Source organism: Micromonospora sp. NPDC047812, assembly GCF_040704175.1.
Classification (GTDB): Bacteria; Actinomycetota; Actinomycetes; order Mycobacteriales; family Micromonosporaceae; genus Micromonospora.
The window spans coordinates 15,246-32,074 of the sequence record NZ_JBEYRY010000022.1; the positions used below are offsets into that span (position 1 = coordinate 15,246).

The window sequence follows — 16,829 nt, forward strand, 5'->3', positions numbered from 1 at the left end:
TCTACATATCGACGCGGCATAGGAATGCCATAGCCGGCGGGGGAAGCCTGCGTCGGGCGCGGACCGCCGAGGCCCGAAGGCCGAGCGAGAAGGTCCAGGATGAGAGACTTCACTGACAGGGTGGCGGTGGTCACCGGCGCCGGCTCGGGCATCGGCCGCGCGCTCGCCGTCGAGCTGGCCGCCCGGGGGGCCCGGCTCGCCGTCTCCGACGTGGACGACGAGGGGCTGCGGGAGACCGTACGGTGCTGCGCGGGCCTCGACGGCCAGGTGCGCGGGTACCGGTTGGACGTGACGGACCGGGCCGCGGTGCTGGCCCACGCCGAGCGGGTCGACGCCGACTTCGGCCGGGCCGACCTGGTCGTCAACAACGCCGGGGTGACCCTGCTCGCCTCGGTCGCCGACGGGGCCTGGGAAGACCTGGAATGGGTGATGAACGTCGACTTCTGGGGGGTCGTGCACGGCACGCGGGCGTTCCTGCCGCTGCTGACGGCGTCGCGCGGGCACCTGGTCAACGTCTCCAGCGTGCTGGGGCTGGCCGGTGCCCCGATGCAGAGCGGGTACAACGCCGCCAAGTTCGCCGTCCGGGGCTTCACGGAGGCGGTGGCGCAGGAGCTGCGGGCCGACGGGGTGCCGGTCAGGGTGAGTTGCGTGCATCCCGGCCGGATCAGGACGAACATCATGCGCAACGCCCGCAACGACGGGCTGCGCGACTACCAGGCGGTGCGGGAGCACTTCGAGCGCTCGGTCGACATCTCGGCGGAGTACGCCGCCCGCGCCATCCTGCGCGGGGTGGCCCGCAACCGGGCCCGGATCCTGGTCGGGGCGGACGCCTACCGCACCGAGATCCTGACCCGACTGCTCGGACCGTGGTACCCACGGGTGGCCGCCGGCCGTGGCCGGCGGCCGGTCACATCGACAGGCCGCCGTCCACGGTGATCACCTGACCGGTCAAATACGACGCCCGGGAGGAGAGCAGGAACGCCACCACGTCGGCGATCTCCTCGCTGCGCCCGAGCCGGCCCAGGGCCACCCGGTCCCGGGCGATCGCGCCCAGCTCGTCGGAGAGGGCGGCGATCATGTCCGTGTCGACGTAGCCGGGCGCCACCACGTTCGCCCGGATGTCGTACCGGCCGACCTCCTTGGCCAGCGCCTTGGTAAAGCCGATGATCCCGGCCTTGGAGGCGGAGTAGTTCGTCTGCATCGCGTTGCCGGCCACCCCGGACACCGAGGAGACCGTGACGATCGACCCGCTTCGCCTGCGCATCATCCGGCGGACGACCGCGCGACAGACGTGGTAGGTGCCGTCGAGGTTCACCTCCATCACGGAGCGCCAGTCGGCGTCGGCCATCAGGGCCAACGGCCGGTCCCGGATGATCCCCGCGACGGTGACCACCGCCTCGGGGTCGCCCAGCTCCCGCTCGGCGGTCGACACGAAGTCCCGCACCGCGGCGGCGTCGGCGACGTCGACCGCCAGCGCGAGCACGCGTCCGCCGTCCGCGGCCGCCTGCGCGACCACCTCGTCGGCGGCGTCCTTGCTGGACTGGTAGCACATCGCCACGTCGTAGCCGTCCCGCACCAACCGCAGCACCACCGCCCGGCCGATGCCCCGGGAGCCGCCCGTGACCAGGGCGACGGGCCGCCCGCCGGCGCTCACCGCGCCGCCCCGGACGCCACCGGGGCCGGCTCGGCCGGCTGCGCGGGGGCCGTCGCGCGGGACTCCCGGGTCGCCGCGTCGAGGGACGCCCGCAGGGACTCCACCGATCGCATCGCACCGACCAGGCGGCCCACCCGCAGCACCACGGTGGACCCGACGACGCTCTCGCCGGTGACGAAGGCGGTGTCGGCGACCAGCCGGTTCATGGTCACGTGGTGCTCCACCGTCTCCCCGGGCAGCACCGGCCGGCCGAAGCGGATGTGCTCGAAGACGCCGGCCACCGGCACGCCGTCGGTCAGCACGTCCGGCATCGGCCGGTCGTGCCGGATCAGCACCAGCGCCGCCTGCCCCCAGGACTCCAGCAGCAGCGACATCGGCAGCGGCCGGTCACCGGTGACGGTCAGCGAGCCCACGAGCCGCCGCCGGGGCACCAGCTCGGTGACCCGGTCGACCAGCAGCATCGGCGGCCGGTGCGGGATGATCCGCCTGATCTCCTCGATCCCCATCATGGGGCTCACTCCTCGCTCGCGTAGCGCAGCAGCACCTCGGCGACCGGCACGGCGGCGGCGGCGACCTCGCCCCGCCACAGGTCGCCGCTGCGGCGGATGGTCACGACGAGTTCGTCGTCGCCCCGGAAGGGCAGCAGGAACCGGCAGCTGACGATCTCGGTGAGCGTCAGCCCGGGGGCCGCGGCGCGGACCGCCCGGTGCACGAACTCGAAGATGTGGACCCCGGGCAGCAACGGAAAGCCCGGGTAGTGGCCGGCGAAGACCGGATCGCCGAGGTCGGGGCGGATCCTGGCCACGATCGTGTCGGGTGCGACGTGCTCCACGTCGATGGGAACGGCCGTCGCGCAGTCGGCCGATGTCGGGGCGTTCACCAGGCCACCATGGGGTCGGCGGCTATATCTTCTCTACTGTCCCGACCCGCCGCGTGAGCGCAGGGATCGAGACCGGGGCCGACTCGCACACCGGCGCGGAGTCGTCCGCGAGGCCTGGTCGTCGTCCCGGCCCCGCCCCCGTGCCGGCCGCACCGGGCGGGGCCGGCTCGGGTCAGTTCCCCACCGTGCTCAGCGCCCCGGCGCCCGCCACCAACATCCGGTCGGCCTGGTCGGCCTTCTCCCGGGCGAAGACGCGGACGAGGTCGTGGAAGCGGAACCGCTGCCGCCGGCCGCCGTCGGACTCGACGATCTCCAGCAGCCGGGCGTCGACCAGGTTCTCCCCCACCTCCTCGCCGGCGTGCCGGGACACGCCCAGCACCTCCGCGGTGCACCAGCTGGGGAAGGCCGGCGTGCGCAGCAGCGCCAGCCGGCGCAGGGCGAGCTGGCCCAGGTCGGCCAGCTGGTGGTAGCTGCTGTCCAGCCGTTCCCGGACGTCCATCGAGCCCAGCCGGAGCTCGTCCAGCCGGTACCGCTCGTCGGCGAGCCGGTCCGCCAGGTACCCGAGCGACCAGTGCGGGCGCGCCAGCAGCCGGGATCCGGCGACCCGGACGCCGAGCGAGAGCCGGCCGCACAGCTCGACGATCCGGGCGGCCGCCTCGGCCTCCTCGGCGACCCGCTGCGCCCCGATGATCCGGCCGAGCAGCGCGAGCGCCTGCCGCCGGTCGAGGGTGCCGACCTCGATCGACGTGGCGCCGGCCAGCTCGGGCATGCGGAGCCGGCTGGTGACGATGACCTGACAGCCGGGGTCGCCGGGCAGCAGCGGGCTCACCTGCGCGTAGTCCGCGGTGCCGTCGAGCATGACCAGCAGCCGCCGGCCGGCGAGCTGGCTGCGGTAGAGCCGGATCCGCTCGTCGAGCCCCTTCGGGATCGCCGACTCGGCGTGGCCGAGGCTGCGCAGGAACCAGCCGAGCACGTCGTACGGCTCGACGGCGTTGCCCCGCGCGCGACCGAGGTCGGCGTAGAGCTGACCGTCGGGGAAGGCGGTCCGGGTGAGGTGGGCCGCGTGCAGGGCGAGCGTGCTCTTGCCGACGCCGGCCATTCCGGTGACCACGGCGACCGGCGGGCAGGCCTTCGGCTCGGCGGTCAGCACGCGGAGCAGCCCGTTCAGCTCCTCCTCCCGCCCGGCGAAGTCACCGACGCCGGGCGGGAGCATCGCGGGCCGCACCCCGTGCCAGCTCGGCTCCGCGACGACCGCCGGGGCCGGGGGGCCGGCGAGGATCGACCGGTACGCCTCGGTGAGCAGCGGCCCCGGGTCGACGCCCAGTTCGTCGGCGAGCACCCGGCGGCCCTCGTGGTAGGCGGCCAGCGCGTCGGCCTGCCGGTCGCTGTGCAGCAGGGCGGTCATGAGCTGGCTCCGCAGCCCCTCGTGCAGCGGGTGCTCGGCGACGAGCTGGGTGATCTCGGGGACCAGCCGGACGTGGCGCCCCAGCCGCAGGTCGGCCTCGATCCGGCTCTCCAGGACCGCCATCCGCACCTCCGCCATGCGGTGCGCCTCGGCCGCCGCGAGGTGCTCGGTCACGTTGGACAGCGCGGGACCGCGCCACAGCGACATGGCGGCGTGCAGCCGCTCGGCGGCCTCGGCGTACCGCCCGTCGCGCAGTGCCTCCCGCCCGGCCTCGGCCAGGCGCTCGAACTCGTCGAGGTCGAGCCGGGCGGCGCCGATCCGGAGCTGGTACCCCGACCACTGCCGGACGATGTCGACCTCGGCGCCGAGGTACTTGCGCAGCCGCGAGACGTAGTTGTAGAGCTGGGCGGCGAAGGTGGCCGGCGGGCGCTCCCCCCAGAGCAGCTCGCACAGCCGGGTGTCCGGCACGGTACGCCCCTCGGCGAGCAGCAACGCCGCGAGCACGGTGCGCTGCTTCGCACCGTCCAGCGCCACCTCCGAGTCACCCTTCCAGGCCCCCACCGGCCCCAGTACCCGAAACTCCATCCCTGGCTCCGTTCATCGCGCCGCCCCGGGTAGAACAGTCGCCCGAAGACTCATCGGCACCGGCACGGTCCACATGCGTGGGCGGCACTCAATTTCCCGGCGACGTCACACTGGCTGTTCAATTGATCACTGATCGTGACTAGGATGGGGCGGGTCGCATGTGGAGCGAGGAGCCGCCGCCGAGCCGGGCGGTCCCGCCGTCCGCCGGCCCCGGCGGGCTCGCGCGCACCGGCGCGGCCAGCAACGGGGCACGAATGTGAGTAGTTTCCACGCATGAACTCCGCGCCCCCCTCTGGCACCGTGCAACGGTGACCTCGACTCCCCCGGCCGGCGCCACCGATCACGCCTGTTCCGGCGTACGGCTGGCCCCGCACTGGTGGGCCTCGGGGCTCGCGCTGCACGAACGCGCGCCCGGCCCGGCCGGCGGCGCACCGGGCCGACGCCCCACCGACGCCCCACGCGACGCGGACGGCCCGGATGCGGGCGACCCGGGCGACGCCGACACCACGCTCGGCGCCGACACCACGCGCGGCGTCGACACCACGCACGAGGCGGTCGGCACGGCTACCGACGGTCCCGACCGCACGGGCAACGCCGACGGCACGGGCACGCCCGGAGGCGCGGACGGCGTCGACCGGCAGCTGGCCCGGTGGCGGGACGGGCACGGGTCGGGCCTCGGGACGCGCCTCGCCGAGGTCGGCCTGGACGAGGCGGCGCTGCGCGCGCTGCTGGCCGAGGACCGGTCCGCCCTCGCCGCCAGGACGGCCCGCCCGGGATGGGCGCAGAGCGTCGAGGCGGCCCTGGCCGCCGCGGCCACGCCCCGGCCGCCGGCCGACCCGGCGGACTGGCGGGGCGCCCTCGCCGCGCCCCTGCGGCCGTTCGTCGACGTCGCCGCCGACCGGTTCCTCGCCGGAGCCCGTCCGATCGCGACGGAGAAGACGGTCGACCTGGCCGCCCTCACCGACCAGTTCGCCGCCGCGCTGGGTCGGCGCCTGCTCGCCGTCGCGGCCCGCACGCTGGTCTCGGAGCTGCACCGACGCCGGGCCGCCGGCCGGCTCGCCGGCGCCGACGGCCGGGCCCGCTTCGCCGACTTCGTGGCGCAGCTCTGCGACCCCGCCGGGCTGGTCGAGCTGGTCGACCGCTATCCCGTGCTGGCCCGCCTGCTGGCGCAGGCCGGCACGGCGGCCGCCCGCGCCGGGCTCGAACTCCTGGCCCGGTTCGTCGCCGACCGCGACGACCTGGTGGAGACCCTGCTCGGCGGCGACGACCCCGGCCCGCTCGTCGCGGTCCGCAGCAACCTGGGCGACGCCCACACCGGTGGCCGTACGACCACCGTGCTGCGCTTCGCGGACGGCCGACGCGTCGTCTACAAGCCGCGCGACCTGGCCTCCCAGGTCCGCTTCACCGGGTTCGTCGACTGGCTGGAGCGGCGGGCGCCGGGGCTGGGGCTGCGCGGGGTCGCCGCCCTGACCCGACCGGGCTACGGCTGGTCGGAGTACGTGGACGCGACGGCGCTGCGCCACCCGGGGCAGGCGGACGGGTTCTACCGCCGGCAGGGCGCCCTGGTCGCGCTGCTGCACGCCCTGCACGCCACGGACATGCACTACGAGAACCTGATCGCCGCCGGCGACACACCGGTCGTGGTGGACACCGAGACGCTCTTCCACCCCGCGCTGGGCGAGCCGGTGGGCACCGGCGACCCGGCGGCGGACCTGCTGACCGCCTCGGTGCACCGGACCGGCCTGATGCCGGTGATCGTCGTCGGCGACCAGGGGGCGATGGACCTGTCCGGCGTCGGCGGCGACCGGGGCGGGACCGCACCCGTCAGCGCGCTCGACTGGGCCGACCCGGGCACCGACCGGATGCGGCTGACCCGCCGGGCCGTCGACTTCGCCGGCGGCCGCAACCGCCCCCGCGTCGGCGACTGCCCGATCGATCCCGTCGCCCACGAGCCGGCGCTGCGGGCGGGGTTCCGGCAGGCGTACGAGACGATCCGGGCACACCGGCGGGAGTTCACCGAACTGGTCGCGTCCTGCGCCGACGTCCCGGTACGGCTGGTCGCCCGGCCCACCTCGGCGTACCACACCCTGCTCACCGAGACCACCCACCCGGACGTGCTCGGCGACGCGCTGGAGCGCGACCGCGCGTTCGGCGTCCTCTGGTCCAGCGTGGACGGGCACCCCTTCCTCGCCCAGTTCCCGCGACACGAGGTCGCCGCGCTGTGGGCGGGCGACGTCCCGCTGTTCGAGGGCACTCCGGGCAGCCGCACCGTCCGGGTCGCCGGGGGCGGCGAACCGCTGCCCGTGCCGCTGGCCCGCTGCGGGCTCGACGCCGCGCTGGGCAAGATCGCCACGCTGGACGAGGCCGACCGGCGGCGCCAGGAGTGGATCGTCGCGGCGACACTGGCGACCCGTCGCCCCTTCGACGGCCGGCACGTCGGCGCACCGACGTCCCGGCCGGTCGCGGACGCCGCCGCGTCGCCGGAGCGCCTGCTCGCCACGGCGTGCGCGCTGGCCGACGAGATCCAGGCCCGGAGCGTGACCGGCCCGGACCGGGTGAACTGGCTCGGCCTGGAGCTGGTGGACGACCGGCAGTGGCTCGTCCTGCCGATGGGGGCGGGGCTGGCCAACGGGCACCTCGGGGTCGCGCTCTTCCTCGGCCAGCTCGCCGCGGTGACCGGCACCGCCCGCTACGCCGAGCTGGCCCACCGGGCCGTCGCCGGGGTGCCGGGGCTGTTCCGGTTGCTCGGCGCGCGCCCGGACCTGACCGCCGCGATCGGTCCCGGCGGGCTGTACGGCCTCGGCGGCATCGCGTACGGCCTCGCCCGGCTGTCCACCCTGCTGGCCGACCCTGGGCTCGCCGGACAGGCCCGCCTGGCGGTCGACCTGGCCGCCGCCGCCAGCGCGGGCTCGACGGCCCTGTCCTGGGCCGACGGCGGCGCGGGCTGCCTCGCCGCGATGGACGCGGTGCACGCCGAGCTGGGCCACGCGCCGGCGGCGGCGCTCGCCCGGGGCTGGGCCGACCGGCTCGTGGACGTGATCGAGCGGGACGACCTGCCGACGGAGCCGGGCTTCGCCGGCGGGCTGGCCGGCATCGGCGGGGCGCTGGGCCGGTACGCCCGCACCGGTGGCGCCCGCTACGCGCGGGCGGGCCGGCGCGCGCTGCGCCGGGCGGGTGCCCCCGGCGGCGACGGGCCGGCGGGGTACGGCTGGTGTCGCGGCGCTGCCGGCCTCGCGCTCGCCCACCACGCCCTCGCCCCCGACGCCGGCACCCCCGACGCCCCTGCGCCCGGCACCCGGGGCGCGGCCGACCGGGTCGTGCTGCCGGGCGGCGGACCCGGACCCGCGCCCGACGAGGCGGTACGCCTGCTCACCCACCGCCCGCTGCTCGACGACCTCAGCCTCTGCCACGGCGAGCTGGGCATCACTGAGGCGACCGGTGTCCTCGACGGCGGCGGTGGCGCGGCGCGGCGACGTGCCGGTCGGATCCTGGACGCCGTCGACCGGTACGGGGCGTCCTGCGGGACCCCGGGCAACGTGTCCACCCCCGGCCTGCTCACCGGCCTCGCCGGCATCGGGTACGGGCTGCTCCGCCTCTCCGGGGCCGGGCCGGTGCCGTCGGTGCTGCTGCTGGAACCGACCCCTGAACCGCGCCCCACGGGTTGAGGACCGCCGGGCGAGCGACGACGATCTCCAGAGGAGCCGCCAGCTCCGGAAACAACCGACGAAGTCACCAACAGGAGGAATGACAGTTGTCCGAGAACCAGCTCCCCCCGTACCAGGTCGACGAGACCGACTTCGCGGCGCCCGTCGACGACCCGGCCGGGGCGATGTGGCTGCAGCCCGTCGTGACGTTCGGGATCCGCGCGGCCGCCCTCGCCAGCCTGGTCGTGCCCGTGGGCATGGTGATCGGCGGTCTCGTCGGTGACGCCGGCGCGGCGGCGGACGCCGCACCCCTGACGACCTGCTGCCCCGAGAAGCCGATGTGACGACGGCGCGGTAACCGCCCGGGGCCCGCGTCGACCAGCACCGCGTTGGGCCGGGGGTGTCTCCTCGGATAGCGTGCGCAGTGTGTACCGCTCCTCGAAGTTCATCGGCAGGGACGCCGAACTGCGCGCGGTGCTGAACAGCCTCGAATCGGCGCGGGCGGGGCGGGGCGGCGCGGTCTTCGTGGTCGGCGAGAGCGGCGTGGGCAAGTCCCGCCTCGCGTCGAGGGTCGCGGAGCTGGCCACCGCGGCGGGCATGCGGGTGATGCGGGGCCGGGGCAGCACGATCGGCACCGCGGTGCCGCTGCGCCCGCTGACCGAGGCGCTGCTGTCGCTGCTCCGGTCCGGGCCGGTCGACCCCACCGTGCTCGGACCGTACGGCCCGATCCTCGGCCGGCTCGTCCCCGACTGGGGCCGGCCGCCGGCCGACCAGGAGAACGCGTCCCTGGTGATCCTCGCCGAGGCCGTCCTCCGGTTGACCGGGGTGGCCGGCGCGGGGCGGGGTTGCCTGATGCTGCTGGACGACCTCCAGGACGCCGACACGGAGACGTTGGCCGTGCTGGAGTACCTGATCGACAACCTCGCCCTGCAACCGACCCTGCTGCTGGGGGCGATCAGGGCGGAGCCCTGTGCCGCGTCGACGATCGCCCGGTCGGCCGCCCAACGCGGTCAGTGCACCCTCATCGAGCTGGGCCGGCTCGACGACGACGGGCTGCGGCAGATGGTCGGCGCCTGCCTCGACGCCGACCCGGATCGGGTGCCGGCGGCCGCGCACGCCCTCGTCGCGACGGGCAGTGCCGGCAACCCCTTCCTGATCGAGGAACTCGTCGCCGGCATGGTCGACGGCGCGCTGCTGATCGGCGGCCCGCAGGGCTGGCGGCTGTCCGAGGAGCTGCCCGCCGCCCTGCCGAGCACCCTGGCGCGGGGCATGGCGCAGGGGGTCGAGCAGCTCGGTCCCCAGGCCCGGGAGCTGCTCTCGATGGGCGCGCTGCTGGGTCAGCGGTTTCCGCTGGCCGTGGTGCAGGCGGCCACCGGGCTGAGCGACCACGACGTGCTCGACCACCTGTGCGGCGACGTCGCCGGGCGGCTGGTCACAGTGGACGACCAGCTCACCGACTGGTACGCCTTCCGGCACCGGCTCACCCGGGAGGCGCTGCTCAGCCTCCTCGGCCCCGCCGACCGCGCCCGGCTCGCCCAGCGGATGGCCGACGCGGTGGAGGCGGTCTTCCCCGGTCTGCCGGGCGAATGGTGCCAGGTGTCGGCCACCCTGCACCTGGAGGCCGACAAGCCGGAGGCGGCCGGCCGGCTGTTCACCGAGGCGGGCCGGCGGGCGATCGCACAGGGCGGCGCCACCACCGCGGTCTCCCTGCTCGACCGCGCGATCGGCCTGCTCGGCGACAATCCCGTGGCCCGCGCGGCCGCCCTCGAAGCGCTGCTGCACGCCCTGGCGGAGGCGGGGCTGGTCGAGCGGGCGCTCGCGTCGGTCAGCACCCTCGACCAGATCGGTGGCGTCGACCCGCGCCGGCGGGCGCAGCTGCACACCCGGCTGGCCTGGGCCGCGACGGTCGCCGGCCGCTCGGCCGAGGGGCTGGCACAGGTGGAGCAGGCACGCGCCCTGCTCGGCCCGGACGCCGCCGCGGAGGACACCGCGCCGGTCGACGTCGTCGCCGCCCACCTGGTGCTGGACACCGCCGGGCAGGACCAGCTCGCCACCGCCGAGGCGCTGGCCCGCCGGGCCGCCACCGTCGCCGAGACCGTCCCCCTGCCGGTGGTGGCCTGCCAGGCCTGGCAGCTGCTCGGCGCGTTGATCCGGCACCGCGACCCGGCGGAGGCGACGCGGTGCCTGGAACGGGCCCTGGCCATCGCCGCGCAGCACCGGCTGCCGATCTGGGAGATCCACGCGCTGATCCGGCTCGGCAACGACGACGCGCTGCGCAACGCGCGCCTGGACCGGCTCGAACAGGCCCGGGAACGGGCCTCGCAGGCCGGCGCGGTGACCGCGCGCCACCAGGCGGAGGCGAGCCTCGCCCTGCACGCCGTGCTGCGGGGCGACTTCGACACCGCGAACGCCCTCGTCCAGCAGGTGCTGGCCGCGACCACCCGGCTGAAGCTGCTGGAGACCACCCAGTACGTGCTGCTGGTCAGCGCGGTGCTCGCGGCGCACCAGGGGCGGCGCCGGGAGATGGAGCACGCGCTGGCCGAGTTCCGCCGGTGGAGCGGCGACCAGGCCCTGCACGCCTCCCGCGTACACGGGCTGGCCAGGGCCTTCTGCGCGCTGCTGGAGGAGGACCGGCCCCGCGCCATGGACGAGTTGGCCCGTGCGTTCGACGCCGAGGCGCAGAGCCCGACGGTCTTCCACCTCTCCGGCCGGCACGGCCTGCACGTGCTGCTCCAGGTCACCTCCGGCGAGGCCGGCTGGCCGGCCTACGAGGCGGTGCAGGGCGACTCGGCGAGCAGGCTGCGCTGGGACCTGCAGTTCGCTCTCTTCGCCAAGGCGGTGCTGCTCGGCCGGTCCGGTCGGCGGGAGGAGGCGGAGGCGGCGGCGGCCGAGGCGATGCGGGCCGGGGCGCCGTACGCGATGGGCCGGCACCTCGCGTTGCGGCTGGTGTGCGAGTCGGCCCTCGCCGACGGGTGGGGGACGCCGGTGCAGTGGCTGCGCGCCGCCGAGGAGCACTTCCACCGCAGCGACGTGCCGGCCGTGGCCAGCGCCTGCCGGGCCCTGCTGCGCCAGGCCGGCGTACGCATGACGCAGCGCCGCTCCGGTGCGGGCGACATCCCCTCCGGCCTGCGGTCGGTGGGCGTGACGGTGCGGGAGTTCGAGGTGCTTCGGCTGCTGGTCGGGCGGCTGAGCAACCGGGAGATCGCCGGCCGGCTGCACCTCTCCCCGCGCACCGTGGAACGGCACGTGTCCAGCCTGCTCGGCAAGACGGGCCTGCCGAACCGGATCGCGCTCAGCGAGTACGCCGCCGAGGTGGAGAGCGGCTGAGCGGCCACGCGGTGCAACATTCCTGCAATCGACGAACGTTGACGTCGATGTCCGGGCGGCCCTAGCGTCACCGGAGGGAAAGCCCTTTCCCGCGTGGTCCGGCGCCTCGCCTGGCGGCGCGCACCACCGCCGTCAGCCGGCCCGGACCGCTCCCGCACCGCACCAGGAGGACCCCGTGCGTGACAGGCGCATCAGACGTACCCGCGGCGCGGTCGCCGCGGTCGGCGTGTCGGCGACCGCGCTCGCCCTGGCCGCGAGCATGGTCTCGACGGCCCACGCCGCCACCCTCTTCTCCGACGACTTCGGCGACGGCGACAGCGGCGGCTGGTCGAAGTCGGGCGGAACCTGGTCGGTGACCACCGACGGTTCGCCGGTGCTCCGCCAGTCGAACACCGCCAGCGAGCTCGCCCGGATGTTCGCCGGGCAGACGAGCTGGACCGACTACGAGGTACGGGCCCGGGTCAAGCCGGCCTCGTACGGGAGCGGCGGTCTCGTCGCCATCGCCGCCCGGGCCAGCAGCTCCACGAAGATGTACCGGCTGTCGCTGCTGGCCGACGGTCGCGCGGAACTCCAGGCCGTCAACGGCAGCGCGATCACCGTGCTCGGCTCGGCGGCCGGCGTCGGCTCCACCGGCGCGTGGCACACGCTGCGGATCGAGACCGCCGGCAGCACCGTGCGCGGGTTCGTCGACGGGGTACGGGTCGGCGACGCGAACGGCACCCTGACCGGCGCCGGGCGGATCGCGTTGGTCACCGCCCACGCCGACGCGAGCTTCGACGACGTGGGCGTCAGCTCCGGCGGCACCGCCCCGACCACCCCGCCGACCACCCCGCCGACCACCGCCGCCCCGACCACCGCTCCCCCGACCACGCCCCCGCCGACCACGCCGCCGCCGACCACGCCCCCGCCGACCGCCGGCACGCTGGTCGTCGCCACGAACGGCGACGACGCCGCCCCGGGCACCCTGGCCCAGCCGCTGCGGACCATCCAGCGCGCCCACGACCTCGTGCAGCCCGGCGGGACCATCGCCGTGCGCGCGGGCACCTACGCGCCGGCCAGCACCATCAAGATCCTCAAGGACGGCACCCAGTCCCAGCCGATCACCCTCACCGCCTACCAGGGCGAGCGCGTGGTCATCGACGGCGAGAACATGCCGTACACCCCCGGGGCCGTGGGATCCTCGATCCCCCGCGCCGACCGGGGCGCCCTGCACGTCGAGGGCGACTGGTGGCGGTTCGTCGGCCTGGAGATCGTCAACGGCCCGTACGGCATCTTCGGGGTGGACACCAACAACGGCCGCTACGAGCGCCTGGTGACCCGGGACAACTACGAGACCGGCCTGCACCTGCAGGGCGCCTCGTCGGGCAACCACGTCGTCGACCTGGACAGCTACGGCAACCGCGACCCGCGCAAGAACGGCGAGAGCGCGGACGGCCTGGCCATCAAGGAGGGCTCCGGGACGGGCAACGTCGTCCGGGGCGCCCGGCTGTGGCGCAACGCCGACGACGGCTTCGACGCCTGGCTGTTCCTGTCGCCCGTGCTCATCGAGAACAGCGTCGCCTACGACAACGGCTACAACTACTGGGGCCTGCCCGACTACACCGGTGACGGCAACGGCTTCAAGAACGGCGGCGGCACGGATCCGCGCCCGGCGGTCGCCCACGTCACCCGCAACAGCATGGCCTGGGGCAACTCGGCCGGCGGGTTCATCGACAACGGCAACCCGGGCTCGCTGGTCTTCGAGCGCAACACCGCCTGGGACAACGGCAAGGACGGCTTCAACGTGTCGCGCTCCACCTCGGTGCTCACCCGCAACCTCGCGGTCGGCAACACCACCGACGTGTCGCTCGGCGGCTCCACCGGCTCCGGCAACTCGTGGAACCTCGGCGGGACGTGGTCGCTCGTCAGCACGGACCCGGCCACGATTACCGGCCCCCGTACGGCGGACGGCGCCATCCCCACCTCCCCGTTCCTGCGCCCGGCCAACGGCGCGGACGTCGGCGCCCGGATCTGAGCCGGACCGGCCGGGGCGGTCGGCGGTGGCTCCGCCGGCTCCCCGGCCGCCCGGCGGCCTCCCGCACCGGCGCGGGAGCGTGCCGTGCGGGTCGCCCGTCGGGGCCACCGCCCGGCGCCGCGCGCTGGCAGGATGACCGGATGGACCTCGACACCGGCGCCGGGCTGCTGCACCGGCTGACGTCCTACGAGCCGAGCCGCGAGTGGGACGTGCCCGTGGACGATCCGCGCGTACGCCAGGACCTCGTCCCGAACGACCCCGGGACCCTGCCGCCGCCCATGAAGGGCTACCCGGACGGTCCCGCCGTCCTCGCCCTGCCGCGCGACCTGCCCGACCCCGGCGTCCCCGCGACCGCCGTGCTGGCCGGCGTCGCGTCCCCCGCGCAGCCCCTCGACGCGGCGCAGCTCGGCCGCGTGCTCTTCCTCGGCGCCGGCGTCGTGCGCACCGCCGAACGCAACGGCCACCCCTTCCTCTACCGCGCCTCCGGCTCGGCGGGGGCGCGGTTCCCGCTGGAGGTCTACGCGAGCACTCGGGGCGTCGCGGGGGTGCCGGACGGCGTGCACTGGTACGACGCGCGGCGGCACGCGCTCGTCCAGGTGGCCCCCGCCGCGACCGGGGCGGTCACGACGCTGGTGGTCACGGGCGTGCCGTGGCGCACGGGCTGGCGCTACGCCGAGCGCGGCTGGCGGCACCTCTACTGGGACGCCGGCACGCTGCTGTCCCAACTGTCGGCAGCCGCCGACAGCGCCGGCCTGTCGCCGCGGCTGCGGTCGCTCTTCCCGGACGCCACCGTGCGCACGCTCGTCGGCGCGGACGGGGTGCACGAGTACCCGCTGGCCCTGCTGTCCCTCGGCGACGGCGCGCCGGCGATCGGGCCCACCGGGCCGGCGGTCCCCGGCGAGCTGCCGCCGGTCGAGCTGCCGCTGTGCACCGCCGCCCAGCGCGCGGGCGACCGGGACGTGCTCGGCGCGCCCTGGCCACGGGCGGAGCCGCTGTCGGCGTACCCGCCGTCCGACCCGCTCGACGAGGTCGTCCGGCGGCGCGGCTCGCAGCGGCGGATGGACAGGTCCCGGACACTGCCGCGTCTCCTGCTGGAATGGCCCCTGGCGGCGGCCCTGCGCGGCGTGCCGGTGCCGCACTGGGTCGCCGTGCACGGGGTCGACGGCGTGCCGCCCGGCCTCTACCGGTGGCCCGACCTGTCGGCGCCGCTGCGCACCGGTGACCTGCGCGACGAGCTGCTCCGGGTCTGCCTGGACCAGGCGCTCGCCGGCGACGCGGCCTACGTCGTCGTCGCCGCCGCGCCGCTGTCGGCCCTCGACGACCGCGGCTACCGCGACGCCCAGCTCGCCGCCGGGCTCGTCGAGGGCCGGCTGCACCTCGCGGCGTACGCCCTCGGCGCGGGCGCCTCCGGCATGACCTTTCTCGACTCGGACGTCCCGGGGCTGCTGGGCGAGCCGGACGACCTCGCGGCGCTGCTCTTCACCTGCGTGGGCGTCCCCGAGTACCGGTCGCGCGCGGGCGGGCGGCCGGGCGCCCCGGTCGCGGTCCGCCCGGTCGTGCCCCGCGTCGGCGGTTCGTGACGCCGCTCAGCAGGGCGCCCACCGCGGGCACCACCGGCCGGCGGTAGCTGAGTAGGTTGACGGGGCCGGGACCCGCGCCGCCGCGCCCGCTTCCTCGGTGCGCAGGTGCCCGCGGGCGGCTCGGCGCATCCACGGATGAAGGTTTCCGCCATCCAGCAGCACCGGCGCGGCAGGCGTTTACATCAACACCCGTCGCGGTGTACGTTACCGCCACCCGCCGATACTCATTGATGGCGGCGGATATCTGGAGGGGTGCAGATGACTGCTCGACCCGCCGCGCGACGCAGGCGTGGGCTGCTCAGCGCCATGCTGGCCGCGACCCTGGTCCTGACTGCCGAATCAGCCCTGGCCGCCGCGCCGGTGTCGGCCGCCCCGGAGGGTGCCCCACCGGCGTCCGCCCGGCTGGCCACCGCCTTCGACACCGCCGCCGGCCGGTACGACGTCCCCCGCGACCTGCTCGTCGCCCTCGGCTACGCCGAGACCCGCCTGGACGGGCACGGCGGCGCCCCCAGCGCGGCGGGCGGCTACGGCATGATGCACCTGGTCAGCAATCCCAGGCTGCACACCCTGGACGAGGCGGCCACGCTGACCGGGCTCAGCCGCGCCGCGCTGCGCGCCGACGCCGCCGCGAACATCGCCGGAGCGGCCGCCGTCCTGCGCTCCTACGCCGACCAGGCCGGCCTGACCGCGGCCGAGCGCGACGACGTCGACGAGTGGTACGCCCCGATCGCCCGCTACGGCGGCGCGTCCCAACCGTCGCTCGCCCGCCTCTACGCGGACGCCGTCTACGACCTGCTCGGCACCGGCTTCGAGACCGGTCACGCCGGGGTGGCGAAGGTCCCCGGCCGCCGGGTGGCCCCGGAGCGCGACCTGCCGGGCGGCGCGTCGGACGGGGTCGGCATCCTCAGCACCGACTACGGGCCGGCCGCGTGGGCGCCGGCGAGCACCAGCAACTACACGGTGGCCAGCCGACCCACCAGCCACTCCGTCAGGTACATCGTCATCCACGTGACGCAGGGCAGCTACGCCGGCTCGATCAGCTGGTTCCAGAACCCGGCCGCCCAGGCCAGCGCGCACTACACGTTCCGCTCCTCCGACGGGGCGGTCACCCAGTCGGTGCGGGAGAAGGACATCGCCTGGCACGCGGGCAACTGGACCTACAACACCCAGTCCATCGGCATCGAGCACGAGGGGTACGTCGACAACGCGGCCTGGTTCACCGACGCGATGTACCGGGCGTCGGCGACGCTGACCCGCAGCCTCGCCAACAAGTACGGCATCCCGAAGACCAGGACGCACATCATCGGTCACCACGAGGTGCCCGGAGCCACCCACACCGACCCGGGCCCGAACTGGAACTGGGCCTACTACATGCAGCTGGTGAACCAGCAGACCGGTGTCGGCTCCGGCACGGTGAACACCGAGGGGGTGAGCCTCAACGTGCGCTCGGGTCCCGGTACCGGCTACGCCGTCGTGGGTTCCGTCGCCGACGGCGCGACCGTCAGCATCTACTGCCAGGCCGTCGGCACCACGGTGACCGGCCCCTACGGCACGAGCAACATCTGGGACCGCATCGGCACCAACCGGTACGTCTCAGACGCGTACGTCCTGACCGGCCACGACGGCTTCATCCCCGGCGTGCCACGCTGCTGACCACCACGGCCGGGGGGGGGGCCCCCCCCCGGGGGGGGGGGGGGCGGCGGGGCCCCCCCCCCTTGGTCACGAGATTAAATGACTACA

The 16,829-nt window shown here is 75.6% G+C and carries 11 protein-coding genes; 7 read left to right on the forward strand and 4 right to left on the reverse strand.

Annotation, left to right across the window (positions count from 1 at the left end; genetic code table 11):
• The first annotated feature begins 99 nt into the window (after positions 1 to 99).
• A complete protein-coding gene (locus AB0883_RS30485) occupies positions 100 to 936 on the forward strand; it encodes an SDR family oxidoreductase (protein ID WP_121401342.1) in 837 nt (278 codons plus the stop codon).
• Here the strand turns inward: AB0883_RS30485 and fabG are convergent.
• The 4 genes from fabG to AB0883_RS30505 all read right to left on the reverse strand — a co-directional run bounded on the left by fabG (position 908) and on the right by AB0883_RS30505 (position 4,524).
• Positions 908 to 1,654 carry a 3-oxoacyl-ACP reductase FabG gene (fabG, locus tag AB0883_RS30490; RefSeq protein WP_366644722.1) on the reverse strand — a complete coding sequence of 249 codons (747 nt, stop codon included), beginning with the start codon at positions 1,652 to 1,654 and terminating at the stop codon, positions 908 to 910. The genes AB0883_RS30485 and fabG overlap by 29 nt on opposite strands.
• Positions 1,651 to 2,163, reverse strand: a complete 513-nt coding sequence (locus AB0883_RS30495) for a beta-hydroxyacyl-ACP dehydratase (protein ID WP_366644723.1) — start codon at positions 2,161 to 2,163, stop codon at positions 1,651 to 1,653. The genes fabG and AB0883_RS30495 overlap by 4 nt, the downstream gene beginning before the upstream one ends.
• Positions 2,164 to 2,168: 5 nt before the next feature.
• Positions 2,169 to 2,534 (reverse strand): hypothetical protein, encoded by a 366-nt coding sequence (locus AB0883_RS30500; protein ID WP_366644724.1) that lies wholly within the window; start codon positions 2,532 to 2,534, stop codon positions 2,169 to 2,171.
• A gap of 172 nt (positions 2,535 to 2,706) precedes the next feature.
• Positions 2,707 to 4,524 carry a BTAD domain-containing putative transcriptional regulator gene (locus tag AB0883_RS30505; RefSeq protein ID WP_366644725.1) on the reverse strand — a complete coding sequence of 606 codons (1,818 nt, stop codon included), beginning with the start codon at positions 4,522 to 4,524 and terminating at the stop codon, positions 2,707 to 2,709.
• Positions 4,525 to 4,832: 308 nt separating this feature from the next.
• On the opposite strand from AB0883_RS30505, the gene AB0883_RS30510 reads away from it, so the two are divergent.
• The 6 genes from AB0883_RS30510 (at position 4,833) to AB0883_RS30535 (ending at position 16,742) form a co-directional block, all read left to right on the forward strand.
• A complete protein-coding gene (locus AB0883_RS30510) occupies positions 4,833 to 8,189 on the forward strand; it encodes a type 2 lanthipeptide synthetase LanM family protein (protein ID WP_366644726.1) in 3,357 nt (1,118 codons plus the stop codon).
• An 86-nt stretch (positions 8,190 to 8,275) separates the two neighbouring features.
• The gene (locus tag AB0883_RS30515; protein WP_366644727.1) at positions 8,276 to 8,512 is read left to right on the forward strand and encodes a hypothetical protein; all 237 of its coding nucleotides are present in this window, start codon (positions 8,276 to 8,278) and stop codon (positions 8,510 to 8,512) included.
• An 82-nt stretch (positions 8,513 to 8,594) separates the two neighbouring features.
• Complete coding sequence (locus tag AB0883_RS30520; protein WP_366644728.1) at positions 8,595 to 11,495, forward strand: AAA family ATPase; 2,901 nt, start codon at positions 8,595 to 8,597, stop codon at positions 11,493 to 11,495.
• A 175-nt stretch (positions 11,496 to 11,670) separates the two neighbouring features.
• A complete protein-coding gene (locus tag AB0883_RS30525; RefSeq protein WP_366644729.1) occupies positions 11,671 to 13,509 on the forward strand; it encodes a family 16 glycoside hydrolase in 1,839 nt (612 codons plus the stop codon).
• 140 nt (positions 13,510 to 13,649) lie between these two features.
• Entirely contained in the window at positions 13,650 to 15,089 is a 1,440-nt protein-coding gene (locus tag AB0883_RS30530; protein WP_366644730.1) for a hypothetical protein, read from the forward strand.
• Positions 15,090 to 15,347: 258 nt separating this feature from the next.
• Complete coding sequence (locus AB0883_RS30535) at positions 15,348 to 16,742, forward strand: N-acetylmuramoyl-L-alanine amidase (protein WP_366644731.1); 1,395 nt, start codon at positions 15,348 to 15,350, stop codon at positions 16,740 to 16,742.
• Positions 16,743 to 16,829 lie beyond the last annotated feature (87 nt).